Below are 24,582 nucleotides of genomic sequence, written 5' to 3'. Positions count from 1 at the left end.
GGCATCATCATCGTTCCGCCGGAACCGGCCCAGAGGGATGAAATCAAATACATCCCCGGCCAGTTCCAGCAGATCGAGCAAGCTTACCACCACTTCTCCGGCTTGGCCGAGAACTGCGCCCGCTGTTCGATTGCAAGGCCCGCGTTCAGCACGCCCTGTTCATCAAACGGCCGCCCAATGATCTGCAAGCCCAGCGGCAAGCCATCGCTCGACAGCCCCGCAGGCACGCTCATCGCGGGCAGGCCCGCCAACGAAGCGGGCACCGAGAACACGTCGCCCAGATAGAGGTCGAGCGGATTGCTCTTTTCGCCCAGCGCAAAGGCAGGCGTCGGCGCGGTAGGCGCGAGGATCACGTCACACTGCCTAAAGGCTTCTTCAAAGTCGCGCGAAATCAGCGTGCGGACCTTCTGCGCCTGCGTGTAATAGGCGTCATAGAAACCGGCCGAGAGCACATAGGTCCCGATCAGGATGCGACGCTTGACCTCTGCCCCGAAACCGGCGGCGCGGGTTGCGGCATACATGTCCTGAAGGTTCGCGCCATCGGGCAGATCGCGCAGACCATAACGCACGCCATCATAACGCGCGAGGTTGGACGATGCCTCGGCAGGAGCGATGATGTAATAGGTCGCCAGCGCATATTTGGAATGAGGTAACGAGATGTCCACCACCTCGGCCCCGGCATCCTTGAGCCATGCGATGCCATCATCCCATGCCTTGGCAACATCGGCGTTCAGGCCCTCGATGCGATATTCGCGCGGAATACCCACCTTCTTGCCCTTGAGATCCGCGTTCAGCAGCGCCGACCAATCCGGAACCGGCATATCGAGCGAAGTCGCATCCTTGGGATCGAACCCGGCCATCGCTTCAAGCATCAGCGCGCAATCAGCCACATCATGCGCCATCGGCCCGGCCTGATCGAGCGAGGAGGCGAAAGCCACGATGCCCCAGCGCGAGCAGCGGCCATAGGTCGGCTTGATGCCCGAAATGCCGGTAAAGGCCGCAGGCTGGCGGATCGAGCCGCCGGTGTCGGTGCCGGTTGCCGCCGGGCACAGCCGGGCCGCCACCGCCGCCGAGGAGCCGCCCGACGAACCGCCCGCTGTCAACGCCGCCGTGTCGCCCTTGCGGCGCCATGGGCTGATCGCGGGGCCAAAGGCGCTGCTCTCATTGCTCGAACCCATCGCGAACTGGTCAAGGTTGAGCTTGCCCAACATGCCCGCGCCCGCATCCCACAGCTTTTGCGAGACGGTCGATTCATACTGCGGCGTAAAGCCTTCCAGAATCTTCGACGCGGCCGAAGTCTGTACGCCCTTGGTGGCGAACAGATCCTTCATGCCGATGGGCACGCCCGCCAGCTTGCCCAGTTCCTTGCCCGCCGCGCGGGTTGCATCGACCTTTTCGGCCGCAGCCAGCGCCGCCTCGGGCGTGGTCACGATAAAGGCGTTCAACGCCTCCTGCGCCTCAGCCACGGCGGCGTTGAACGCCTGCGCCACTTCAACAGCGGTAAATTCGCCCTTGGCCACGCCGTCGCGGATCGCGATCAGGCCCAGATCGGTCAAACCAGTCATTATTCAATCACCTTGGGCACGCCGAAAAATCCATGCTCGGCCGCCGGCGCATTGGCCAGCACCGCATCGCGAATGCCGCCGCCCGTCAACGGATCGGCATTCACCACATCCGCGCGCAGGCGCAGCGTATTGGGGATCACGGCCGTCATCGGCTCGACCCCTTCGACATTCACCTCGCCCAATTGCTCCACCCAATTGAGGATGCCATTGAGTTCAGGAACCATTGCTTCCAACTCGCCTTCGCTCACCTTGATGCGGGCAAGACTGGCGATCCGGGCCACTGTGGCGGTATCGACCGACATGCAACAACCTTTGCCGTTAAAACCGGGCCGGATCATCCGGCCCATAACAAAGCGAGGGGCAGCCTGCCACCTGTGGCACCCGCCCCTCGCGCTTATTCAAACGCTAGCACCGCCTCTGCGGCGCTTCAAGCAAGGCGCTTTACTGAGCGCCCGGAACCGCCGGAGCCTCTGCGGCCGGGGCTTCCGCGCCCGGAGCACCGCCCTGCGCGCGCGACATGCGCTCCATCATGCGCTGCTGCATTTCCAGCTCGGCACGGTTGCGGAAATCGATCACTTCCAGCTCGAACGTCAGGTTCGAATTGGCCGGAATCGGCCCGGCACCCTTGTCGCCATAGGCCAGCTTGGCCGGGATCTTAACCAGATACTTGCCGCCGCGCTGCGTCTGGGCCAGCGCCTTGGCGAAACCGGGGATCGTGCCCTGCATCTGCATCACGACATTCTTGTTCTGGTCGAACACGGTGCCATTATCCAGCTTGCCGACATAATTGACCATCACCAGATCGGCCACGGTCGGATTGGGGCCTTCACCGGCCTTGAGCGTCTTGACGCCCACCAGCGGCGGCCGCGCGGCCACGGCCACGGTACCGCCCACCAGCACGGCCACCAGCGTGCCAAGCCAGATTTTCGAAACCGAACCCTTGCTCAACGGCTGAAGGGGAACGCGGGTGATCTCGGTCATGGTGCAATCCTGTCCTATGCGATCAATGGCCGGATACGGCCCAAACACTTGGCCGCCTCCCTACAGCCGCGCCATGGTCTGTGCAAGCGCAACACAGGTCTTAAAGACCACGAATTTGCCGAAGAGCGCCCGGACAGCACGCAGCAAAAAGCCCGCCGACCATGGCCATCTTTTCAGACAGCCGGGCCGGCGGGCTTTTTGATTCGGTCAGTGAAGACCGAAAGACGCCTTACTTGGCGCCGTCACGCTCGGCGCGCTTACGCTCCAGCTTGCGGGCGCGACGCACAGCGGCGGCCTTTTCACGAGCACGCTTTTCCGAGGGCTTTTCATAGTGGCGACGCAGCTTCATCTCGCGGTACACCCCCTCGCGCTGCAACTTCTTCTTGAGAGCGCGCAGGGCCTGATCGACATTGTTTTCGCGGACGAGAATCTGCATAAAAAGAACCACCTCAAATATCTGTCGGCCAGAGCCCCACCCATCTCGATAGAGCGGGGGTTCACCCAAGGGATTGCAACGAATCTTGCGCCGAATCCCTGTGGGGTCGGCTGGATTTGCGGCCCGCTAGCAGAGTCGCGGGGCAAAGGCAAGCTGCCATCAACCGAAACGTGACTCGCCAACCAAGGCGCGCGGCGCGCCCTAAAGCCTATAAACGGGGCGATGGCAACTGCTTGGCCGCACTTTTCCTGTACGCCGGCCCCCCGGACTATACGCAAGCCCCGCCATACGCTAGGGGGCGGCCTATGAGTCATGAAGCATCTTCCAATCAGGTCCGCCAATTTGTCGTCGGTCGCGATGACGACGGCATTCGTCTGGACCGCTGGTTCAAGCGCCACCTGCCCCAGATCGGCTTTGCCACGATCAGCCGCTGGGCCCGCACCGGCCAGATCCGCATCGACGGCAAGCGCGCCGCCCCCGAAGACCGCGTGGCCAAGGGCCAGACCGTGCGCGTGCCCCCCGGCGACAGCATCGTGGGAATCGGCGGCGGCAAGGGCGTGCGCGCCCGCAAGCCTTTGACCGAGGCGCAGCTCGAACTGGCCGATTCCATCGTCCTACACCGCGACCCCAGCGCCATCGTCATCAACAAACCCCCCGGCCTGGCCACCCAGGGCGGCAGCGGCACGTTCGAGCATGTCGACGGCCTGCTCGACGCCTATGCCAATGGCGGCCCGCGCCCGCGCCTTGTCCACCGTTTGGACAAGGACACGTCGGGCGTTCTGCTGGTCGCCGCTACGCCGGGCAGCGCGGCCTTCTTTTCCAAGCGTTTTTCCGGGCGCACGGCCAAGAAAGTCTATTGGGCGCTGGTGGTGGGCGTACCATCCATCGACGAAGGGCTGATCGATCTGCCTTTGGCCAAGCAGCCCGGTTCGGGCGGCGAAAAGATGATGGTCGATCAATCCGAACAGGGCCAACCCTCCAAGAGCCGCTATCGCGTGATCGACCGCGCGGGCAACCGCTGCTGCTGGGTCGAGTTGCAACCGTTGACGGGCCGCACCCATCAGTTGCGCGTGCACATGGCCGCGATCGGCCACCCCATCGTGGGCGATGGCAAATATGGCGGGCCGGACGCTTTCCTTTCAGGCAGCATCAGCCGCAAGCTGCATCTCCATGCCCGCCGCCTGATCATCGAGCATCCCGATGGCACGCCTTTGGATGTCGAGGCGCCCCTGCCCGATCACATGGCGGCCAGCCTTGCCCAGCTTGGCTTTGAGGAATCCGAGGGCGAATATATTCCCGATCCCACCGGCGAATGGGGGCGCGAGGAAAAGAAGGCCGCAGCCAAGGCCCATGCCAAGGACTACCGCAAGGAGCGCAAGGGCGAGCGCCGCGGTCGCGCCGATACGGGCCGGACGCGCAACGATTCGCACAAGGGCGATTCGCGCCGTCCCGATGCCCGCAAGAGCGATTCCCGCAAAGGTCCCGGCGTCCGCACCGAAGCCCCGCGCAAATCCGGCCCGAAAAAAGGTCTGGGCAGCAAGCCCAGCGCCAAGCCCACCGGCCCGCGTCCCGCCGGCAAGCCTGCTGGCAAGCCCGCAGGCCGCCCCACCGGGAGGCCGCCCGCACCGCGAGGTCAGCGTTAATGCATCCCAATCCCGCCTTTCGTCAGGGCGACCGCGCGCTGTTTGAACGGCTGATTGGCGGGATCGGCTTTGCCATGATCTTTGCCACCACACCCGATGGGCCGCGCGTGGCGCATGTACCGCTGATTTCAACCGGAAACGGGACGGTGCAGTTCCATCTGGCGCGCAGCAATGCGCTGGCGCGCCACATTGACGGCATGGTGGCTCTGGCGGTGGTCAATGGGCCTGACGCCTATGTCTCGCCGCGCTGGTACGGTGACGACCCCAATCAGGTGCCGACATGGAACTATGTCGCGCTGGAAATGGAGGGGCCGGTACGCCGGATGGACCACCACGGGCTTTACGGCCTGCTGGAGGCCCTGTCCGCGCAGGAGGAGGCCAAGCTGCCCCCGCCAGCATGGACGATGGAGAAATCCGATCCGGCCTATATCGACAAGCTGATGGGCGCGATTGTCGGCTTTGAGATGGAGGTGCAGGCATGGCGCCCGACCTTCAAGTTGTCGCAGAACAAGAGCCCCGAACTGCGCGAACAGGTCGCCGCCGGACTGGAAGAAGCCGGGAGCCATGCGATGGCCGCGATCATGCGGGGGCTGGTATGACGCAGCCTAATGCAACCCGGCTGGCCGTGTTCGATTGCGATGGCACGCTGGTCGACGGCCAGCATGATATTCAGGCCGCGATGGTCGATGCCTTCCGCGCGCAGAGCCTGACTCCTCCCTCGCGTGAGGCAGTGCGCCAGATTGTCGGGCTCAGCCTGCCGGTGGCCATGCGTCGCCTCCGCCCCGATCTTGAGACCGAGCAACAAGCCGCGCTGGTCGAGGAATATAAATACGCCTATCGCAGCGCGCGCGATTCCGGGCGGATCGGTGAGCCTTTGTATGACGGCATCCGGGGCCTGCTCGACGGGCTGCGCAGCGATGGCTGGGCCATGGCGGTGGCCACAGGCAAAAGTGATCGCGGGTTAACGCATTGTCTGGCGATGCACGGGCTGTCCGACCATTTTATCTCACTGCAGACCGCCGACCGCCATCCCTCCAAGCCCCATCCTGCCATGCTGGAAGCCGCTCTGTTCGAGGCCGCCGCAATGCCGCAGGACAGCGTGATGATCGGCGACACCAGCTTTGACATGGCCATGGCGCGCAGCGCGGGCGTTCGGGCGCTGGGCGTGGCCTGGGGCTATCACAGCGTGGCGCAATTGATGGCCGCGGGCGCCGATGCGGTCGCGCGCGATCCGGAGCACTTGCGGGAGTTACTGGGATGAGCATGGACGCGGAAATGCTGGCCAAGGCGCGGTTCAAGCGGTTGAACGTGGTGCGCTTTGTCGGCGTGCTGGTGGCGATGGTGGGCGCGGCGATCATGGCGGGCAAGGTTGATCTGCCGCGTCTGGTCGGCCTGCTGGTCCTGCTGGGCGGGATCTATTACGCGCTGATCTTTCCCAGCCGGTTGGTGAAACGCTGGAAGAAGCAAGACGGGGCGTAATGAAGCGGTTTTACAAGGAAGTATCGGTCGCCGGGCAAAAGGGCGCCTGGCAGGTGACGCTTGACGAGCGCGCGATTCGGACGGTGGGCGGACAGCCGCAAAAGGTGCCGACCAAGGCTCTGGCCGAGGCGCTGGCCGCCGAATGGGCGGCGCAAGGGGAAGAGATCGACCCTACCAGTTTCATCCTGCGCGATATGGCCGATTATGCGCTGGACGTGGTCGGGCGCGAACGGGCCGAGGCCATCGCCTCGCTGCTGCCCTATGCCGAAACGGACACGCTGTGCTATCGCGCCGATCCCGAGGACGCGCTGTTTGAGCGTCAGAACGAGGTGTGGGAGCCATTTCTGGCCGCCGCCGAAGCGCGCCACGGTATCCGGATGCAGCGCATCAGCGGCATCATGCACAAGCCTCAGCCCGCAGAAAGCCTCGCTATCCTGCGCGCTCGGCTGGAGGATGCCGATGCGTTCACACTGGCGGCCCTGCGCAATATGGCCAGCCTTGCGGCATCGTTGCTGATCGCGCTGGAGGCTGCGGAACCGGAGGCGGATGTGGCTGCGCTCTGGGCCGCCGCCAGCCTTGAGGAAGAATGGCAGGCCGACCTCTGGGGCCGCGATTGGGAAGCCGAGGAACGCCGCGAGAAGCGGGCGAAGGCCTTTGCCTTGTCGGCGGAGTTTGTCGGGATGGTGCGGGGGTAAGGAATTGACCTAAGGCGGGCAAAGGGCGGCGGCCCTTTGCAATCCCGTTATGGAGTGGCGGACAATTTGCAAGGTTATGTGATTTGTAAGGCCTGCGACGCGGCGAAATAGTGCTGCCTGGCGCCGGAGGCATATTACCCCCTCACCCAACCCAATCGGCAACCTCCGCCGCCAATTTATCCGACATCCGCCCCAAAGCCTCGGCCACAGCTTCCGGCTTGGGCGCGACGCCCTTTTCCACCGCCTCGAACCGGCGCTGGGCCAGCGTGCCGTCCAGCTTGGTCAGCAGCGCGTCATAGCGGATCACGGCCGAGCGGGTGCGGTCGTCATAGCCCATGAAGATCAGACGCCCGCCAAGGTGCTGCCCGGCCTGCGCGCCATCTTCGCTATCGATCAGCACGAGGCGTATGCCGCGCGCGCGGATCACCTCGGCGATATGGTTGCGCAGCAGGCGCGCGGGGCGTTCGCTCCACAGGCCTTCCTTCATATAGGCGATCGAGCTGTCATTGACCCGCACCGCGATCCGGGTCAGGCCAAGCGCGCGCTCGGTGTCCGGCTCGGACACGGCCAGAGTGGTGATGGGCGTGGCCGTAACCAGCGCTCCGGCGGGAGCGGCAACCGGCGGCAGGGTAAACAGCTGGCGCGGCGGCTTGCCCCCCTCGCCCACCTTGACGCAGCCGCCCAGCAGCAACACCGCGATCAAAACAGCGCGCTTCTTCATGGATGATACTCCGGCAGCTTGGGTGGCGAGAGCGCGGCGGCAGCACCCTGATTGTCGATCTTTTCGGTCAGTTCACGCAGCGCCCGGCTTGCCGCACGCAATTCGCGCACCGCGCTCTCGGCCTGCGGCAGCGTTTCCTCACGCACGCGGCGGATGGCCGGGTCGGTCTGGCCCAGCGTGGATTTGAGCGCATCGGCCGCCCCCTGCGCCGAACGCAGCGTCTGGTTCAACTGGGCCACCACCGTATTACCATTGCCGTCAAGCTGACCATTGAAAGTGGCGGTCAGCTTTTGAAACTCGGCCATCGAATCCTTGGCCTGCACCAGCGCGGCGTCGAGATCGCTCACCACCTGCTTCAACTGGGGCGAAGCATCGGCCAGATTGGCGGTCATCCGGTTGGTGTTGGCCAGAATGCCCTCGATATTCTTCTGGTTCTTGTCCGACAGCAGATTGGACAGCTTGTCGGTCAGCGTGCCGATGCGTTCGAGCAATTGCGGCGCGCTGGAGAGCAGATCGCCAAGGCCCGACAATTTGGTCGGGATCACCGGCGCGCCATCGGGGCCAATGGCGGTGATCGGCGGCTGCCCGGGCTTGCCGCCTGCCAACTGCACATTGGAAACGCCGGTAAAGCTGCCCTGAATGGTGGCCGTCGTGCCTTGCAGGACGGGGATTTCGCGGCTGATGGCGATGCGCACGCGCACCACGCTGGGGTCCTCGGGTGACAGTTCGATCTCGGTAATCTGGCCTGCGGGCACGCCCTTGTAATTGACCTGAGTTCCTTTGGCCAAACCATCGACCGACTGGCGGAAATAGATATCATAGGGCTTGCGTTCATGGCGCGAGAGATGCGCCAGCCACAGCGCAAAGCCCGCCGCCATGGCCAGCAGGATCAGCGTTACCGCCCCTACCCAGATATGATTGGCGCGTGTTTCCATCGCTCTACTATGCCTTTGCCGGATTGGGGCTGTCCAGCCCATCGTCTTTGGCCCCATGGGTTTGCTCGCCTCCGCGCGACATGAGCGCTGAACGGCCGCGCGGCCCGCCGAAATATTCATGAATCCACGGATGGTCGCTGGCCATCAGCTCGGGGATTGTGCCCACCGCAATAACCTTCTTGTCGGCAAGCACCGCCACGCGGTCGCAAATCTCGTGCAGCGTGTCGAGGTCATGGGTGATGAGGAACACCGTCAGCCCCAGCGTCTCATGCAATTCGCGCGTCAGGCTGTCAAAGGCCGCAGCGCCAATGGGGTCAAGGCCCGCCGTCGGCTCGTCCAGAAACAGCAGTTCGGGGTCAAGCGCCAGCGCGCGGGCCAGACCTGCGCGCTTCTTCATACCGCCCGACAGTTCGGAAGGATATTTCGCCGCCGCATTATCAGGCAATCCTGTCAGACTGACCTTATAGCGCGCGATTTCGTGGCGCAGTTCGGGGTCCATGTCGGGGTAGAATTCTTTCAGCGGCACCTCGACATTTTCCGCAACGGTCAGTGTGGAGAACAGCGCCCCGCCCTGAAACAGCACGCCCCAGCGGCTGCGGATGTCGGCCTCGCCCGGCGCGCGCGGGGCGCCCATTTCACGGCCCAGCACCTCAATACGCCCATGGCTGGGCGTCTGAAGTCCGATGACAGAGCGCATCAGGACCGATTTTCCCGTGCCCGATCCGCCCACCACGCCGATGATCTCGCCCCGGCGCACGTCAAGGTTGAGCCCTTCATGCACGGCATGATCGCCAAAGCGGTTTTCCAGATCCTCGACGCGGATCGCCAGATCGGAGGATGCCTCGCTCATATCCAGCCCACCTCGGAAAAGAACACGGCAAAGAAGGCGTCGATCACGATCACGGCAAAGATCGCCTGCACCACCGCCTGGGTCGTGTGCAGGCCCACTTCCTCGCTGCTGCCCTTGACCTGCATGCCCTGATAGCAGCCCGTCATGGCCACGATCAGGCCAAACACCGGCCCCTTGATCAGGCCCACCCACAGGTCGATCAGCGGCACCACCTCCTGCACCCGCGCAAGAAAGTTGAAGAAGGGAATGTCGAGCGTGAAGGCGCTGATCGTGGCGCCCCCGACAATGGCGATCAGCGCCGAATAAAGCCCCAGCAAAGGCATCATCACCACCGCCGCCATCACGCGCGGCAGCACCAGCGCCTCCATCGGAGAGACCCCGATGGTACGCATCGCGTCAATTTCCTCGGTCAGCTTCATCGTGCCGATCTGCGCGGCAAAGGCACTGCCCGAACGGCCCGCCACCATGATCGCAGTCATCAGCACGCCCAGTTCGCGCAGCGAAATGCGCCCCGTTAGGTTGACCGTGTAAATCTCGGCGCCGAATTGCTGAAGCTGGACCGCCCCCTGCTGGGCAATCACCACGCCGACAAGGAAGCTCATCAGCCCGACAATCGCCAGCGCATCAACGCCCACCAGCTCGGTCTGGCGCACCAAGGCGGTCCAGCGGATGCGCGAAGGATGGCGGATCACATTGCCCAGCGCGGAAATCAGCGCGCCAAGAAAGCTCAAGATCGCGCCCGAACCCCGCCACAGGCCGATCATCACCAGCCCGACCGTCTCCACGATTCGGATCATGGGCGGCGCCCGCGGCGGCGCAATCGGCGCATCGCCGCTGCAACATTTGACCGCCGACATCAGCCGCTCGGCCTTCTCGCTGGCCCCCACCACCTGCGCCCCGGCATCGCGCGCAAGGCGCCACACCAGCCATGCTCCGGCGGTATCGAGTTCTTCGAGCCCGGCAATGTCGAGATCGCTGAATTGCGGGTTTTCGCGGCGCATCGCATGATCGAGCATGCCGACACTGGCAATCGTCAGCACGCCTGACAGGGTCAGTGTGGACTTGCCATCGGCATCCGTGGCCAACAAGAATTCGCAATCGGGCGCCATGTAATCAACCTTGTGGGCGAAAATCATGCCCCTCGCAAGAGGTGGTTTCGCCCCCTTGATGCGGGTTTACCCGGTGCGCCCTTGCGAAAGGGGGGCCATGCTGGCAAAGGCCGCTGCCAAATAGCTGGAAATGACATGACGCAAGAAACCGCCAATATGCTCGACAAGACCTTTGATCCAGCCGGGATCGAAGCCAAGTGGTATGGCCATTGGGAGGCGAACAATCTGTTTCGCCCCGAGCGCCCCGATGCGGCGCCCTTTACCATCGTCAACCCGCCGCCCAACGTGACGGGCTCGCTGCATATCGGCCATGCGCTGGACAATACGCTTCAGGACATCGTGATCCGTTACGAGCGCCTGCGCGGCAAGGATGCGCTCTGGGTGGTGGGTACGGACCATGCCGGCATCGCAACCCAGATGGTGGTCGAGCGCCAGATGGAGGCGCGTCAGGACAAGCGCACCAATTACACGCGCGAAGGTTTCGTCGAAAAGGTCTGGGAATGGAAAGCCGAGAGCGGCGGCACCATCACCGGCCAGCTGCGCCGTCTGGGCTGTTCGATGGACTGGAGCCGCGAGCAGTTCACGATGGACCCGCATTTCACCCGCGCGGTGGTGAAGGTGTTTGTAGACCTGTACAATCAGGGGCTGATCTATCGCGACAAGCGTCTGGTCAATTGGGACCCCAAGCTGAAAACCGCGATTTCCGATCTTGAGGTGGAAACCCGCGAGGTTCAGGGCAATTTCTGGAAGTTCCGCTATCCGCTGGCAGACGGCGTTCGCCTTGCCGATGGGCGCGATCATATCGTGGTGGCCACCACGCGCCCGGAAACCATGCTGGCCGATATGGCCGTGGCGGTGCATCCCGACGACGAGCGCTACAGTTCCGTGATCGGCAAGTTTGTTAAGCTGCCGATCACCGGGCGTCTGATCCCGATCGTGGCCGATGAACATGCTGATCCGGCGTTGGGCACGGGCGCGGTCAAGATCACGCCGGGCCATGACTTCAACGACTTTGAAGTGGGCAAGCGCGCGGGGATCGCAGCGAACCAGATGCTCAACATGCTCGATGCCGATGCCAATGTGGTGCAGGTGGCCGATGGGCTGATCCCGGCGGAATTTGTCGGGCTGGAGCGCTTTGACGCGCGCAAGGCGGTGGTGGCACGATTGAAGGCTGATGGCAGCCTTGTGCCTCACATCACCAAGAACAAGGAAGGCGAAGAAGTCGAGCATGACGCTGAACCTCGCGTGATCCAGACGCCCTATGGCGACCGTGGCGGTGTGGTGATCGAGCCTTGGCTGACCGATCAGTGGTATGTGAATGCCGGTGTTCTGGCGCAAAAGCCGATTGAGGCAGTGCGCAGCGGCGCTATCGAAATCGTGCCCAAGAGCTGGGAAAAGACCTTCTTCAACTGGATGGAAAACATCCAGCCCTGGTGCGTGTCGCGTCAGCTTTGGTGGGGCCATCGCATTCCGGCGTGGTATGCCGAAGATGGCGAAATCTTCGTGGCCGAAACCGAGGAAGAAGCGCAGGCTCTGGCGGGCAACAAGGCGCTGACCCGCGATTCCGACGTGCTCGACACGTGGTTCTCCTCGGCGCTGTGGCCCTTTGCCACGCTGGGCTGGCCGGATGAGGACGCGCCGCTGCTGAAGAAGCACTATCCCAACGATCTGCTGGTGTCGGGCTTTGACATCCTGTTCTTCTGGGATGCGCGCATGGCGATGCAGGGCATGCACTTCATGAAGGAAGTGCCGTGGAAGAAGCTCTATCTGCACGGGTTGGTGCGCGCCGCCGATGGCGCGAAAATGTCCAAGTCCAAGGGCAATGTGGTCGACCCGCTGGGCCTGATCGACCAGTATGGCGCGGATGCTCTGCGCTTCTTCATGGCGGCTATGGAATCGCAGGGCCGCGATGTGAAGATGGATGAAAAGCGCGTGGAGGGTTATCGCAACTTTGCGACAAAGCTCTGGAATGCCGCGCGTTTCTGTCAATCGAACGGCATCACGGCGTCTACCTCGGTTGCCGCTCCACAAGCCACCAGCGCGGTCAACAAGTGGATCATCGGCGAGGTAGTCGAAACCGTTGCCGCGCTCGACAAGGCGATGGAAGATCTGCGCTTTGATGCGGCGGCCAGCGCGATCTATCAGTTCGTGTGGAACAGCTTCTGCGACTGGTACATCGAACTGATCAAGGGTTCGTTCGATGAAGAAACCAAGGCGGTGGCCGGTTGGGTGCTGGATCAGATTCTGGTCATGCTCCACCCCTTCATGCCCTTCGTCACCGAAGAACTGTGGAGCAAGCTGGGTGCGCGCGATGGCGAGCTGATCGTGGCGGCATGGCCTGCCCCGGCCGCGCAGGTGGACGCCGAAGCCAAGCGCGAGGTCGAATGGCTGATCGCGCTGATCGGCAATCTGCGCGGGGCCAAGGTCGAACTGGGCCTTGCGCCCGGCTCGCGCCTCACCGCCTATCTGCCCGATCCAAGCGAGGCCACGCGCGGTATCATCACCCGCAACCCGGTGGCGATTGACCGTCTGGCGCGTCTGGATGCAATCCACTTTGCCCCGGCCCCTGCCGGCGCGGCGATGCAGGTTGGCGCGGGCGACGCCAATATCATCGTTCCGCTCGAAGGGCTGATCGACGTGGCGGCGGAAAAGGCGCGTCTGGCCAAAGCCTTGGCCGCCAGCGAGAAGGAGCGCGATTCGCTCTCCAAGCGCCTGTCGAACCCGGCCTTTGTTGAAAAGGCCAAGCCCGAGGCCATCGACAAGGCCCGCGCAGACCATGCCCATCACGAGAGCGAGGCCACGCGCCTTGCCGCCGCACTGGCGCGTTTGGGATAATGCTCGCGCTGGCAACGATCACACCGGGAAAACCGGAAATCTTTGCCGCGTTGCAGGGTGAAGGGGCGTCCATCGGGCGCCCCTGCGTCTTCCTGCGCCTGTCGCGCTGCAATCTGGCGTGCCAATGGTGCGATACAGCCTACACGTGGCGCTTTGAGGGCGACAACCGGCCGCACAAGGACGGGATCGCCTTTGACCGGGCCGACAATCAGTTGGTCTGGGAAGAAGCGGCGGTTGCCGAGGCGATTCACGCCTTTGGCCAAAGCCGACTCGTCATCACCGGGGGCGAACCTTTGCTTCAAGCCCCCGCCCTTGTGCGGATGCTCGACTATCTTTTTGTGCTGGGCAATTATCAGGTCGAGATCGAGACGAATGGTTCGGTCGTCCCTTCCCAAGCGCTGGCCGCGCGGGTGGGGCAATATAATGTCAGCCCCAAGCTGAGCCATTCGGGCAACCCGCGCGATCTGGCCATACGGCCCGAAGCTTTGCGCTTTTTTGCCCAATATCCCAAAGCGTTCTTCAAATTCGTCGTCGCTGCCCCGGATGATGTCGAAGAGGTCGCCGCGCTGGCGGCCGAGCATGGCCTGCCTGCCGAGCGCATCTTTCTGATGCCCGAGGGCCGCGCCCCGGCAACTCTGCGCGCGCGGATGGTATGGATTGCTGATCTTTGTCTGCAGCGCGGCTATGCGATGACAGACCGCTTGCATATTCATCTTTCCGGCGACACCAGAGGCACATGAGCGAATTTGTCACCGAAGAAGCGCCGCCTTCCAATGCGCGCCCCCATGGCCACGCCACCCCGATGCGGGGCGATCTGACGCAGGGGCCGATCCTGAAAACATTGTTGATGTTTTCGATTCCCACCCTGCTCTCCAACCTGCTGCAAACGCTCAACGGCACGGTCAATTCGATCTGGGTAGGCAAGCTGATCGGGGAAAGCGCGCTGGCGGCCACGGCCAATGTCAACATCATCATGTTCCTGATGATGGCCACGGTATTCGGATTTGGCATGGCCACGACCGTGCGCGTGGGGCAATCTTTCGGCGCGCGCGATATGGACAGCGCGCGGGTGACTTTCGGCTCGGGCATGGGCTTTTGCGTCGCGCTATCGGTGCTGATCGGCATCATCGGATCGGTGCTGGCGCCCAAATTGCTCCACCTGATGGCAACACCTGAGGCAAGCCGGATCGAGGCGCTCGACTATCTGCGCGTGGTGTTCATCACCATGCCGTTTGGGTCGGTCTCGATCATGCTCTCGATGGGGATGCGGGGCGTGGGCGATGCCAAGGTGCCGCTTTTCGCGATGATCCTGACCGTGCTGATCGACATCACGATGAACCCGCTGCTGATCCGGGGCTTCGGCCCGATCCCGGCGATGGGGATTTCGGGTTCGGCATGGTCCACGGCGGCAGCCAATTTCGCAGGGGCGGCGCTGATGCTGGGCTGGATCTATGCGCGCGACCTGCCCTTGCGGCTGCGCGGAGGCGAATGGGCCTATCTGCGCCCGCGCGGGGATGAACTGCGCTTCATCATCGCCAAGGGATTGCCGATGGGCGCGCAGATGCTTCTGGTGTCATCGGCCGGTCTGGTGATGGTCGGCCTGGTCAACCGCGAAGGCGTGGCGACCGCTGCGGCCTATGGCGCATCGATGCAATTGTGGAACTATCTGCAAATGCCCGCCTTTGCCATTGCCAGCGCGGTTTCGGCCATGGTGGCGCAGAATGTCGGCGCGGGCCTGCACAAGCGGGTCAGCAAGATCACCATGCGCGGGCTGATCGTGAATGAAAGCGTGACGGTGACGCTGGCGGTGCTGATCGTGATCTTCGATGCACCGCTCCTGCGGATGTTCCTCGTTCCCGGCAGCCCCTCGATCCCCATTGCCCAGCATATGCAGCCGATCGTGAGCGTCTCCTTCGTGCTGTTCGGCATCATGATGATCCTGACCGGCACGATGCGGGCCTATGGCGCGGTGATCATCCCGCTCGTCATCATGTTTGTGGCGATGTATCCGGCGCGTGTCGGCTTTTACTTCGCGGCCTTCCCCTACCTTGGGGCCGAGGCGCTGTGGTATGCCTATCCGTTCAGCGCGGTGGTGGCCGTGGCGATGACCAGCGCGATCTATTTGCGCGGAAACTGGCGCAAGGTGACGCCCAAGGCGGGTGGCCGTCCCGCTTAACGCCCCTGCGTGCGCCAACGCTGGACGGTGCGCATCACCATCTGGTGATCGTCGCCGCTCTGGCGCCATAGCTGGCTGAAAGACGGATCGGAGGAGGCGGGCCGCTTAGCTTCCTCCAGATCGTCGAAGGATACGCGCATCGGGATCGCCACGCCCTCACCGCAGATGATGCATTCGCGGTTGCGCAGGGCGGGGATCGAATCGAGAAAGCCGCGCGCGCCCTCAGGCATGGCCGCGCGCACAAAGGCCTGATCGCGCTCGTTGTTCAACCGCATCGACAGGATCGTGCCGCACTGGCTCAGCACGCCCTCGGCAAGGTCGGAGGGCCGCTGGGTCACAAGGCCCAGCGAGACGCCATATTTGCGCCCCTCCTTGGCGATGCGCGAGAGGATGCGGCCCACCGAGGAGCCATCGGCATTCTTCTCATTGGGCACATAGCGATGCGCTTCCTCGCACACCAGCAGGATGGGGCGGGTATCCTCCTCGCGCGCCCAGATCGAGAAATCGAACACCAGCCGCGAGAGCAGCGCCACCACCGTCGAGGTCACCTCCGAGGGTACGCCCGACACGTCGATGATCGCAATCGGCTGTCCCGCCGATGGCAGGCGGAACATGCGCGAAAGCACATCCACCATCGTATCGCCCACCAGCATCCCCGAAAACAGGAAGTTGAAGCGCGGATCGCCCCGCAATTCATCGATACGGCTTTTCAGCCGGACATAGGGCGCAGTGGTCGTCGCCTTTTCCAGCTTGCCCATCTCATTGTGCAGGATCGCCTGAAGATCGCTGATCAGATAGGGCACCGGCGAATCCACCGTGATCCGCCCGCCCAGCGCTTCGGCCAGACGGTTCTTCTGCCGCGCGGCCAGCAGGCATTTGCCAAGGATCTCGGCATCGACCTGCCGGTTATCGCCCTGACTGGAAAGGAGGATCTCGCAATGCTCCTCGAAATTCATCAGCCAATAGGGCAATTGCAGGTTCGACACGTCTAGGATCAGCCCCGTATGCCGAAAGGCGCTGGCATATTCACCATGCGGGTCGATCATCAGAATATGGCCCTGAGGCGCCAGTTCGCAGATCCGGTGCAGGATCAGGGCCAGCGCGGTCGACTTGCCGGTGCCGGTCGAGCCCAGCAGCGCGAAATGCTTGCCCAGCAGCGAATCGATATAGAGGCTGGCGCGGATCGTCGTGGTGGGATGAACCTTGCCAATGTTCACCACCGCGCGCCCATCGCCAGAATAGATCCGGCGCAGATCGCTGGTGCCTGCCGGATAGGCCAGCGCGCCGGGCAGCGGATATTGGGTCACCCCGCGGCGAAAGCTGGTCAGCGCACCGGTTTGCGGATCGACCGCCCCCTCGCCCAGAAAGTCGACCCTGGCGATGATGCCTTCATCGGCCCGCCGCCCCTGCTTCTGATCGCGGATACTGGCCAGCAGGCAGTTCGAACCGGCCAAGATACGGATCTGGCTGCCCACGAGGCCCGATTGCGCGATGGAAGGATCAGCATCCGCGCCGCATTCGGCCAGACGTTGCAGATCGAGTGCGATCAGCCCGCCCGCGCCGGAAATTTCCAGAACCACGCCCATCGGCTGGGATGCATTGGACGCGCCCTCATGCCCGCCCAGCCCCATCCGGTCTGTGCCCTGCGCTTCATAGACGGCGCCGTAGCCCGGATTGGTCATGTCATTCATGCCAATCCGACCTTTGTCGAGATGCGAACCCCTGTCATTACATCAGGAGATAGGACCGAAAAGGTTAATATTAGGCTTAATTTTTACCCAGCTCAGAACAGCGCAAACAGCCGCCCCGCGATCCAGCCCATCACCACCGAAACCGCCACCGCCATCAAGCCATAGGCGAGCGCGGCCCTTTGCGAAAAATCGGCGACGGCTTTTTCAAAACCCTGCTTGCCCACCTCCACCCGCGCAGTGGCCGATGCCACCACCCGCCCCTTGCGCACGGCAAAGGTTTCGGCGGTGTAGACGCCGGGCTGCACGCTGGAGGGCAGGTCGATGCGGGCCGAATAAAGCACCCCGCCATTGATGGTTACGCCCGAATCGTCCTGATGAAACAAGCCCTGCCGCTGCATCAGATCGACAAGACCCTTGGCGAAATGGGTTTCGCGTGCGGGGTCGATGCTGTCGCTGGGCGAAAGTTGCAGCGAATCGAGACCCAACTGGTAAATGGCCGCCGTGCGCGGGTCAGTAATCTGCCGGATCGGTCGATTGGCCACCACGGCATAGAAACTGGGCACCGAACGCAGTGTGGTATATTCAGCATTGACCCACATGCCCGCCACCTTGCGCTTTTCGCGCAGGACCATCTGGCGCGCAGGCCCTTCCAGCACCACCACCACATCGTAATCGCGCACCGCATTGGCGCCCTCGGGCGAGGTGATCGCGCCGAACAACAGCAATTGCGCCCCGGTAAAGCCCTGACGCAATTCGATACGATGCTGCGAAATATCGGTGACCAGCACCGGTTCGCTTGCTCCGGTCAGCAGGAAGAAGGCGAGCAGGGCCAGCAGGCGCTTCACAGCAGGCTCACCGTAAAGATCTCATCAGGCCGCCATGTCAGCCCCAGCGCCATGCGCGCCGCCACCGCCAGCACGATGGCCGCCAGCGCAAGGCGCAGCTTCACCGGGCTGGCCGTGGTGGCAAAGCGCGCGCCCAGTTGCGCCCCCGACACCGACCCGATCAGCAGCAGGCCCGCCAGCACAATATCCACCGCACGCGTGGTCAGGGCATGCATCATCGTGGTGGCCATGGTCACGAACAGGATCTGAAACAGGCTGGTGCCCACCACCACCTGGGCGCTCATGCCCAGAATATACAGCATGGCCGGGACCAGCACGAAGCCGCCGCCGATCCCCATCAGCATGGTCAGAATACCGGTAAACATGCCCAGCAGCAAAGGCGCCAGCGGCGAGATATAAAGCCCCGAGCGATAGAACCGCCACCGCCCCGGCAAACGCGCCACCAGCGGATGATGGCGGCGTTTGCGCGCCGGGCGCGCGCCGCTGCCGCCCGCGCGCAGGGTCTGAATGCTCTCGCGCGCCATCATCGCGCCGATCCCGCCCAGCATCGAGACATAGAGCAGGTTGATGACCGTATCGATCTGGCCCAGCGCCTGAAGCAGGCTGAAGAGCAGCGCACCCAGCCCCGTGCCCAGCACGCCGCCCAGCACCAGCACAACGCCCATGCGGTAATCAACCCCGCCGCGCTGATGATGGGCCAACATGCCCGACACGCTGGCGCCCGTCACCTGGCTGGCTGCCGAGGCCGCCGCAACCGTTGGGGGAATGCCATAGAAGATCAGCAGCGGCGTGGTCAAAAACCCGCCGCCCACGCCAAAGATGCCCGACAACATGCCCGTGAGCAGCCCGAGCCCGACGATAATCAGGCCGTTGACCGACAGATTGGCAATGGGAAGATAGACATCCATAGCCAGGCCACGCTAGCGTCTGATCGAAGCGCGGGAAAGCCCCGCCCGACCTATACCCCCATTCCGGCGTCAAAAACCTGCGGACAGCGTGAGCGCCGGTCCTGAACTGGGCATGGCATTGCCCCGCACCCGCAGGCGATAATCGATGGCAAGCCGCGCGCCCACCCGCCCCTGACGCATCCCGAGACGCAGGGTCGGGCCGACATCCAGACGGTTCGCGCCTTCCTGCGCGCCGCCCCAAGCGCCAAGGCCCACGCGCAATTCGGCCCGGTCGACATGGGCGACCACCTGCTCCACCCGGATCTGACCATCAATAAAAGGGGTTGAGGCCGCACCGCCCACGTAGCCAGCCTGAAGATAAGTCTCGGCCTCGATCTGTCGCCCCAGTGAAACGGGCGGAATTTCGGTGACCAGACTGACCGCCGGGCGGACGTGGGTGCGGCCCGACTGAAACTGGCTGGCGCGCATTTCGGCCATGGCGATCACAGGCACCGCGGGAATGGGGCGCAACGAAAGGCCCGCAGCCACCTCGCGCTCACCCGTGCCGTTGAGCGCACCATAGCCGCGCGTATAGGCGGTCAGCTTATGCGCCTCGCCCGGAAGCAGGCGATAGCGCAACACCGCTCCGACCTGGTTTGCACCATAGGTCGGCCCATAGGGAGCGCTGCCCCCGGCAAGCTCGTGATTGTTGCCCCCCTGACGCATCAGCAACCAGCCGTCGCCCGACCAGCGACTTTCCGCAACGCTTTGCCGACCTCCTGAGAACTGCGGGTTCTGGCGGGCGACCACCAGCGCGCCACCCTCGTCATCATGCGTTGCGGCCCGCACGGAGGTCACATTGCCCATGCCATCGCGCACCACCTCGGGCTTGCGCCGCCGCTGCGGCTTGGCCTCCATGCCCACCGGCAACGGCAGGCCTGCGATGGCCGCCAGATAGAGTACCTGTTGCGTCACAGCGGTTCTTACCCCCGCCCTGCCCAAACCGGTCAGGGGATCAACCACAGACAGCGGCAAAGGATGGATCGGGGCCATCGGCATCGGCGACAAAGCCGCCGCCGATGGCAAAACCCGATGATGGGCCGCCCCATCATGCCGAGGGAGATCGATCGGAACAGGCCGGCCCCCCGCGATCAGGGAAGCACGGCGGGCATTTTGCCATTTCCCCGGCATAATGTGCGGCACGACGGACAATTCACTCCCTAGATCGCCCGGGTGGACCGCCATCGACAATTCCTCCCACATCGCCGAGCGCCCGCCCATCCAGATCATCAGCACGACCATGAACATCACCAGCGGCTCGCCGCGCTTTCTGGGCCGGCGAAACCGGTCCGGCAAGGCATCGGCCCGCAGCATCAGGCGGCATTTTCCATCGGGCCGGACGGCGCGGCGACCGAAGCCGTCAACGCGGGATGAACCACATGCTCGGTTTTGTCCCAGACCAAGCGCGCGCCGCGCAGGCTACGGCAATAGGCCCAAAGCGCCCGACGTGCCGCCAGAATCATCACCACATTGGCCACCGGCAGACGCAACGGCGCCAGCAGCCCCTCGCGCCAGCCATATTCGCGCCCGGTGAACAAAGCGCGCATGAAGGATCGCCAGATCAGGCCCAGCACGCACAAATTGACGCCATAGCGCAGATAGACGGGCGGCTGGGCCAATTGCGGCATATCATCGCCCAGCCACAGCCCAGCCACACTCAACAGGCCTTCGACCACCAGCAGAGCATAGGCGGCAAACAGCACCAGCGCGATGAGCGGCCCCCGCCGGTCGCGAATCGACATCCAGATGTCGACCAGCCGCCCATTCCACCCCAGACGGTCCCAGCCCTGAAGACAGATCCCATGCATCCAACGGGTCTTTTGCCGAACGGAAGTGGGCACCGTATTGGGGAAATAGGAACGCGTGCCGATCAGATTGCCATCGGCATCGCGACAACGCAGAAAGCAGCCCCGCCCGCCAAGGCGCGGGATCAGCATTCCCAGTTCATAATCCTCGGTCAGGCAATCAGCAGCGAAGGGACCATCGGCCGCCTCCATCATGCGCACTTGACCGATCAGTTCGAGCATGTCTCGCGAGAAGCCGCAACTGACCCCGGCCGCAGGCAATCCGGCGCCCAGCGCGTCACGCACCACCATGGTACGTGCATGAGCCTCGGCAAATTCGTCGCAATAATGGCCCGCCACCCAATGGGGCCCTTCGGGAATTTCGGGGCGGACCGGCAATTGCACAAATTCCACATCCGAGAGCGCCCGATCAATCAGCATCAGTTCAAGCGGATGGACCATATCCTCGCTGTCATGCAGCACGATGCCCTTGAAGCGCTGGCCCAGCCTTTGCTCATCCGCGCACATTGCCTTGTAAATGCGGTTCAGGCAGTCAGCCTTGGTGGTGGGGCCGAATTTATCATGGATGACGATGCGCAAGCGCGGGTCGCTGCCGCCGATGGCGGTTATTGCCTCCACCGTCGCCGGATCATTGCAATAGCATCCAATATAAAGAATATATTCGCCTTCTTTCCAGTTGCGCAGCATATTGGCAACCGTGACACCAATGATATCAGCCTCGCGCCAGCAGGCGACAAACACGGCAATGCGCCCGCCAAGACGGCCTTGCGATACTTCACGCGAGAGATGTGGTGTACAAAAACCCGGTCTGAGGCGCAGGCAGAACCAGATGGCATCAACCACCAATTCATCGACCATACCGATCACAAACCAGAAGAGCGCAAAGAGCAGCAATTCCCGCTCGATCAACAGCAGCCACTCAACTAAGGTCCAGCCACCCGACGCGGCAAAGGACATCAACGAGACCCCCCTGTTGGCACTTACGGTTATACGAGTAGTAAGAATCACTTATTGAAGCAATGCCAATTCTCGACACGAGGGGCAAGTGACGCCATTTTTCATTAGAACACGCAGTTTTGTCCAAAGCTTTGCGCGCAATCAGGAAGTTCTCTCCGGGCTTTTACTCGCACTCTCGGCCTTGATCGCCATTGTGATAAGTAATTCGCCGCTGGCCTCGGCATGGGCAAAAATGCTTGATAGCCCGCTATTCGGCTCGGACATGCCTCATCTCGCGTCTTTGCGCGATCTGATGGGCAATGGGGTAATGGTCGCGTTCTTCTTCACCGTGGGGCTGGAGGTGAAACGCGAGGTGCTGATCGGCAATCTGGCCGACGCGCGACAAAGGCGACTGCCGGTGCTGGCGGCGCTGGCGGGCATGGCGGTGCCTGCGGCGATCTATCTGATCGTAGCGCGTCATCGCCCCGACCTGCAACGCGGCTGGGCGATTCCCTCGGCCACCGACATTGCCTTTGCAATGGGGGTGATCGCGCTGCTGGGCCGATGCGTGCCAAGATCCCTGCGGCTGTTCCTGCTGACCGTGGCGGTGGTGGATGACATAGGCGCGGTGATCGTGATCGCGCTGGGCTATACCGCGCATGTCGATCTGGCATGGCTGGGTGCGGGCGTGGGCGTGCTGGGCGTCGGCATCGCGCTCAATCGGATGGGGTTCAGCAAGGTCTGGCCCTATAGCCTGATGGCGGTCGCGCTGTGGTGGTGCGTTCTGCATTCAGGGGTTCATGCCACCGTGGCCGGGGTGCTGGCCGCGCTGACGGTGCCCATCGCGCTGGACGAGCGCCATGACAGCCCCCTGCTCCGCCTCGAACATGCGCTGGCGCCATGGAGCGGATTGGTCATTGTGCCTCTGTTCGGGCTGGTCAATGCTGGGGTTCGGCTGGGCGGCGGGGCGGCCGACATGACGCTGCCGCTGGCGATCGGGGCGGGGCTGGTGGTGGGCAAGCCGATTGGCATCCTGGGGGCCATCTGGCTGGCCGAGGCCTCAGGCTTTGCCCGCAGACCCGAAGGAGTGAGCTGGCTTCAAGCGCTGGGCGCGGCCCAGTTGGCGGGCATCGGCTTTACGATGAGCATGTTTATCAGCACGCTGGCCTTTGCGCCCGATCCGGCGCGGGAAAATGCCATAAGGATGGGCATTCTGGCCGGATCGCTGATCTCGGGCGCCATCGGCGCGATGCTGCTGCGGCTGGGCCGGAACAAGTTGGGCCGAAGCGGCTGAAGCGCCCCGGCCCGCGCTTTTACCAGCTGCCGGTGTTAGGCATGGACGCCCAAGGCTCGGCAGGCTCCAGACGGCCATTTTGCAGCAATTCGATGCTGATGCCGTCCGGCGTTTTGACAAAGGCCATATGGCCATCGCGCGGCGGACGGTTGATCGTCACGCCCGCATCGGCCAGCGTCCGGCAGGTGGCGTAAATATCCTCGACCTGAAACGCCAGATGGCCGAAATTGCGCCCGCCGGTGTAGGTCTCGGCGGCGCCATCGTCGGCGGGCCAGTTATAGGTCAGTTCAACCTCGTAATCCTGACCGGGGCAGGCCAGATAGATCAGCGTGAATCGGCCCTTTTCGCTGGAAAAGCGGCGTGTTTCGCTCAGGCCCAGCAGGCCGAACAGGGCGATGGTCGCGTCCGGATCGGTCACGCGGATCATCGTATGCAAAAATTTCGTCACGGCTCAAAACTCCACTCATCGCCGGTCATGCCATCTCAATTGACGTTATCGCATGATATGCATGACATAGCGCCCCGCCATCGGGGAATTGGGGCACGAATTACAATGGCCGCGACACGACGCGGTGAGCAAGACGGAAATTCCGATCATGCCCCTTTTCCCTGGAGTGGCCCCTTGAACTTGACCATATTCTGTGCCCCCCTTAAGGCCAGACGGTTGACGGAATTGGGACAGATGAAACTATGCTAGGAGCGTTGCGCAAGTTGTTCGCAGGCACCGCCTCGGCCAGCGCGCCGCGCATTCCCGATGGCGAAAGGGTTTTTGCCATCGGCGACATCCATGGACGCCTCGATCTGTTCGAGGCGCTGATGAGCGCCATCGAGGCCGAGGACCAGAAACGCGGCCCGGCCCGCACCACGGTCATCCTGCTGGGCGACCTGATCGATCGCGGCCCGGCCAGCCTGGGCGTGCTGGCGCTGGCCCGGCAATGGCAACGGGAACGCCGTGCGGCGGGGCAGGCAATGCATATCCTGATGGGCAACCACGAGGAAATGCTGCTCGAATCGCTCGAGCGGGTCGAGGTGCTGCGCCATTTCGTCCAGCATGGCGGACGCGAAACGCTGCTGAGCTTCGGAATCGACGAAAAGACCTATGCCGCCGCCTCTTGGGAAGAATTGCAGGTCTTGATGCAGCAGGCTATTGCGCAGGAGTGGATTGATTTCATTGGCACCTTTGAAGCCAGCCTGCGTCTTGGCGATTATGCCTTTGTCCATGCCGGTATCCGCCCCGGGGTTGCTCTGGAGGCTCAGACTCTTGCTGATCTGCGCTGGATCCGCGAGCCCTTCCTGTCGAGCGAACAGGCCCATGGCAGCACGATTGTTCATGGCCACACGATCACCGAAGCACCTGAAATCCGCCGCAACCGGATCGGCATCGACACGGGCGCCTACCAATCGGGCCGCCTGACGGCGCTGGTGTTGGAAGGCGAGGAGAAAGCGCTGCTTTCCACCATGGTTAACGAAGACAAAATCAGCATTTGTCTCGAAAAATGAACGAATTCCGGCGAGTCTGCAAAGCGCCAAAGGAGTAGATTTATATGAAGATAGCAATGGTTGGCTCGGGCTATGTTGGTCTTGTGTCAGGCGCGTGCTTTGCCGATTTTGGTCACGATGTGGTTTGCATCGACAAGGA

At 63.1% G+C, this 24,582-nt stretch carries 25 protein-coding genes; 11 read left to right on the top strand and 14 right to left on the bottom strand.

Annotated features, from left to right (window positions below; genetic code table 11):
* Positions 1-83: 83 nt before the first annotated feature.
* From gatA to rpsU, 4 genes are all read right to left on the bottom strand, one after another.
* Positions 84-1,565 (bottom strand): Asp-tRNA(Asn)/Glu-tRNA(Gln) amidotransferase subunit GatA, encoded by a 1,482-nt coding sequence (gatA, locus tag FHW96_RS13250; protein WP_172341065.1) that lies wholly within the window; start codon positions 1,563-1,565, stop codon positions 84-86.
* Positions 1,565-1,867 carry an Asp-tRNA(Asn)/Glu-tRNA(Gln) amidotransferase subunit GatC gene (gene gatC, locus FHW96_RS13245; protein ID WP_168603735.1) on the bottom strand — a complete coding sequence of 101 codons (303 nt, stop codon included), beginning with the start codon at positions 1,865-1,867 and terminating at the stop codon, positions 1,565-1,567. The genes gatA and gatC overlap by 1 nt, the downstream gene beginning before the upstream one ends.
* Positions 1,868-2,006: 139 nt before the next feature.
* Entirely contained in the window at positions 2,007-2,546 is a 540-nt protein-coding gene (locus FHW96_RS13240; RefSeq protein WP_172341064.1) for an FKBP-type peptidyl-prolyl cis-trans isomerase, read from the bottom strand.
* A gap of 229 nt (positions 2,547-2,775) precedes the next feature.
* On the bottom strand, positions 2,776-2,982 hold the full coding sequence (rpsU, locus tag FHW96_RS13235) for a 30S ribosomal protein S21 (RefSeq protein WP_168603737.1): 207 nt from the start codon (positions 2,980-2,982) through the stop codon (positions 2,776-2,778).
* A 305-nt stretch (positions 2,983-3,287) separates the two neighbouring features.
* On the opposite strand from rpsU, the gene FHW96_RS13230 reads away from it, so the two are divergent.
* The 5 genes from FHW96_RS13230 to FHW96_RS13210 are packed head-to-tail and all read left to right on the top strand — an operon-like array spanning position 3,288 to position 6,799.
* Entirely contained in the window at positions 3,288-4,625 is a 1,338-nt protein-coding gene (locus FHW96_RS13230; protein ID WP_172341063.1) for an RluA family pseudouridine synthase, read from the top strand.
* A complete protein-coding gene (locus FHW96_RS13225; protein WP_172341062.1) occupies positions 4,625-5,224 on the top strand; it encodes an FMN-binding negative transcriptional regulator in 600 nt (199 codons plus the stop codon). The genes FHW96_RS13230 and FHW96_RS13225 overlap by 1 nt, the downstream gene beginning before the upstream one ends.
* Positions 5,221-5,886, top strand: a complete 666-nt coding sequence (locus FHW96_RS13220) for an HAD-IA family hydrolase (RefSeq protein WP_172341061.1) — start codon at positions 5,221-5,223, stop codon at positions 5,884-5,886. The genes FHW96_RS13225 and FHW96_RS13220 overlap by 4 nt, the downstream gene beginning before the upstream one ends.
* Positions 5,883-6,104 carry a hypothetical protein gene (locus tag FHW96_RS13215; protein WP_172341060.1) on the top strand — a complete coding sequence of 74 codons (222 nt, stop codon included), beginning with the start codon at positions 5,883-5,885 and terminating at the stop codon, positions 6,102-6,104. The genes FHW96_RS13220 and FHW96_RS13215 overlap by 4 nt, the downstream gene beginning before the upstream one ends.
* Positions 6,104-6,799: an ATP12 family chaperone protein gene (locus FHW96_RS13210; RefSeq protein ID WP_172341059.1), complete on the top strand. Its 696-nt coding sequence runs from the start codon at positions 6,104-6,106 to the stop codon at positions 6,797-6,799. The genes FHW96_RS13215 and FHW96_RS13210 overlap by 1 nt, the downstream gene beginning before the upstream one ends.
* Positions 6,800-6,941: 142 nt before the next feature.
* Here the strand turns inward: FHW96_RS13210 and FHW96_RS13205 are convergent, their stop codons facing one another.
* The 4 genes from FHW96_RS13205 to FHW96_RS13190 are packed head-to-tail and all read right to left on the bottom strand — an operon-like array spanning position 6,942 to position 10,441.
* Positions 6,942-7,520 (bottom strand): ABC-type transport auxiliary lipoprotein family protein, encoded by a 579-nt coding sequence (locus tag FHW96_RS13205; RefSeq protein WP_172341058.1) that lies wholly within the window; start codon positions 7,518-7,520, stop codon positions 6,942-6,944.
* Positions 7,517-8,455, bottom strand: a complete 939-nt coding sequence (locus FHW96_RS13200) for an MlaD family protein (protein WP_172341057.1) — start codon at positions 8,453-8,455, stop codon at positions 7,517-7,519. The genes FHW96_RS13205 and FHW96_RS13200 overlap by 4 nt, the downstream gene beginning before the upstream one ends.
* Before the next feature lie 7 nt (positions 8,456-8,462).
* Positions 8,463-9,305, bottom strand: a complete 843-nt coding sequence (locus FHW96_RS13195; protein WP_172341056.1) for an ABC transporter ATP-binding protein — start codon at positions 9,303-9,305, stop codon at positions 8,463-8,465.
* Entirely contained in the window at positions 9,302-10,441 is a 1,140-nt protein-coding gene (locus FHW96_RS13190; RefSeq protein ID WP_371815713.1) for an MlaE family lipid ABC transporter permease subunit, read from the bottom strand. Before FHW96_RS13190 ends, FHW96_RS13195 begins: the two co-directional genes overlap by 4 nt.
* Positions 10,442-10,549: 108 nt before the next feature.
* Between FHW96_RS13190 and FHW96_RS13185 the strand changes: the two genes are divergently transcribed.
* The 3 genes from FHW96_RS13185 to FHW96_RS13175 are packed head-to-tail and all read left to right on the top strand — an operon-like array spanning position 10,550 to position 15,425.
* Complete coding sequence (locus FHW96_RS13185) at positions 10,550-13,249, top strand: valine--tRNA ligase (protein WP_172341055.1); 2,700 nt, start codon at positions 10,550-10,552, stop codon at positions 13,247-13,249.
* The gene (locus FHW96_RS13180) at positions 13,246-13,989 is read left to right on the top strand and encodes a radical SAM protein (RefSeq protein ID WP_172341261.1); all 744 of its coding nucleotides are present in this window, start codon (positions 13,246-13,248) and stop codon (positions 13,987-13,989) included. Before FHW96_RS13185 ends, FHW96_RS13180 begins: the two co-directional genes overlap by 4 nt.
* Positions 13,986-15,425, top strand: a complete 1,440-nt coding sequence (locus FHW96_RS13175; protein ID WP_172341054.1) for an MATE family efflux transporter — start codon at positions 13,986-13,988, stop codon at positions 15,423-15,425. The genes FHW96_RS13180 and FHW96_RS13175 overlap by 4 nt, the downstream gene beginning before the upstream one ends.
* Here the strand turns inward: FHW96_RS13175 and FHW96_RS13170 are convergent.
* The 5 genes from FHW96_RS13170 to FHW96_RS13150 all read right to left on the bottom strand — a co-directional run bounded on the left by FHW96_RS13170 (position 15,422) and on the right by FHW96_RS13150 (position 21,670).
* Positions 15,422-17,056 carry an ATP-binding protein gene (locus tag FHW96_RS13170; protein WP_172341260.1) on the bottom strand — a complete coding sequence of 545 codons (1,635 nt, stop codon included), beginning with the start codon at positions 17,054-17,056 and terminating at the stop codon, positions 15,422-15,424. The two genes, FHW96_RS13175 and FHW96_RS13170, sit on opposite strands and share 4 nt — an antisense overlap.
* A 152-nt stretch (positions 17,057-17,208) precedes the next feature.
* Positions 17,209-17,961, bottom strand: coding sequence for a TIGR02186 family protein (locus FHW96_RS13165; protein ID WP_172341053.1), 753 nt, complete (start codon positions 17,959-17,961; stop codon positions 17,209-17,211).
* The gene (locus tag FHW96_RS13160) at positions 17,958-18,869 is read right to left on the bottom strand and encodes a sulfite exporter TauE/SafE family protein (RefSeq protein WP_172341052.1); all 912 of its coding nucleotides are present in this window, start codon (positions 18,867-18,869) and stop codon (positions 17,958-17,960) included. Before FHW96_RS13160 ends, FHW96_RS13165 begins: the two co-directional genes overlap by 4 nt.
* A 69-nt stretch (positions 18,870-18,938) precedes the next feature.
* Entirely contained in the window at positions 18,939-20,222 is a 1,284-nt protein-coding gene (locus tag FHW96_RS13155; RefSeq protein WP_172341051.1) for a hypothetical protein, read from the bottom strand.
* Positions 20,222-21,670, bottom strand: a complete 1,449-nt coding sequence (locus FHW96_RS13150; protein ID WP_172341050.1) for a glycosyl transferase family protein — start codon at positions 21,668-21,670, stop codon at positions 20,222-20,224. Before FHW96_RS13150 ends, FHW96_RS13155 begins: the two co-directional genes overlap by 1 nt.
* A gap of 88 nt (positions 21,671-21,758) precedes the next feature.
* Between FHW96_RS13150 and nhaA the strand changes: the two genes are divergently transcribed.
* Positions 21,759-22,943, top strand: coding sequence for a Na+/H+ antiporter NhaA (gene nhaA / locus FHW96_RS13145; protein WP_172341049.1), 1,185 nt, complete (start codon positions 21,759-21,761; stop codon positions 22,941-22,943).
* Positions 22,944-22,962: 19 nt separating this feature from the next.
* On the opposite strand, the gene FHW96_RS13140 is transcribed toward nhaA, so the two are convergent.
* A complete protein-coding gene (locus tag FHW96_RS13140; protein ID WP_172341048.1) occupies positions 22,963-23,391 on the bottom strand; it encodes a VOC family protein in 429 nt (142 codons plus the stop codon).
* 254 nt (positions 23,392-23,645) lie between these two features.
* Between FHW96_RS13140 and FHW96_RS13135 the strand changes: the two genes are divergently transcribed.
* Positions 23,646-24,443 (top strand): metallophosphoesterase family protein, encoded by a 798-nt coding sequence (locus tag FHW96_RS13135; RefSeq protein ID WP_253950944.1) that lies wholly within the window; start codon positions 23,646-23,648, stop codon positions 24,441-24,443.
* A 44-nt stretch (positions 24,444-24,487) separates the two neighbouring features.
* The coding region (locus FHW96_RS26495; RefSeq protein WP_172340799.1) for a hypothetical protein at positions 24,488-24,582 on the top strand (95 nt) is incomplete at its 3' end.

This window comes from Novosphingobium sp. SG751A, assembly GCF_013149295.1.
Taxonomy (GTDB): domain Bacteria; phylum Pseudomonadota; class Alphaproteobacteria; order Sphingomonadales; family Sphingomonadaceae; genus Novosphingobium.
Note: the sequence above shows the minus strand (reverse complement) of the source record. Positions and strands in the feature narration are given on the sequence as shown.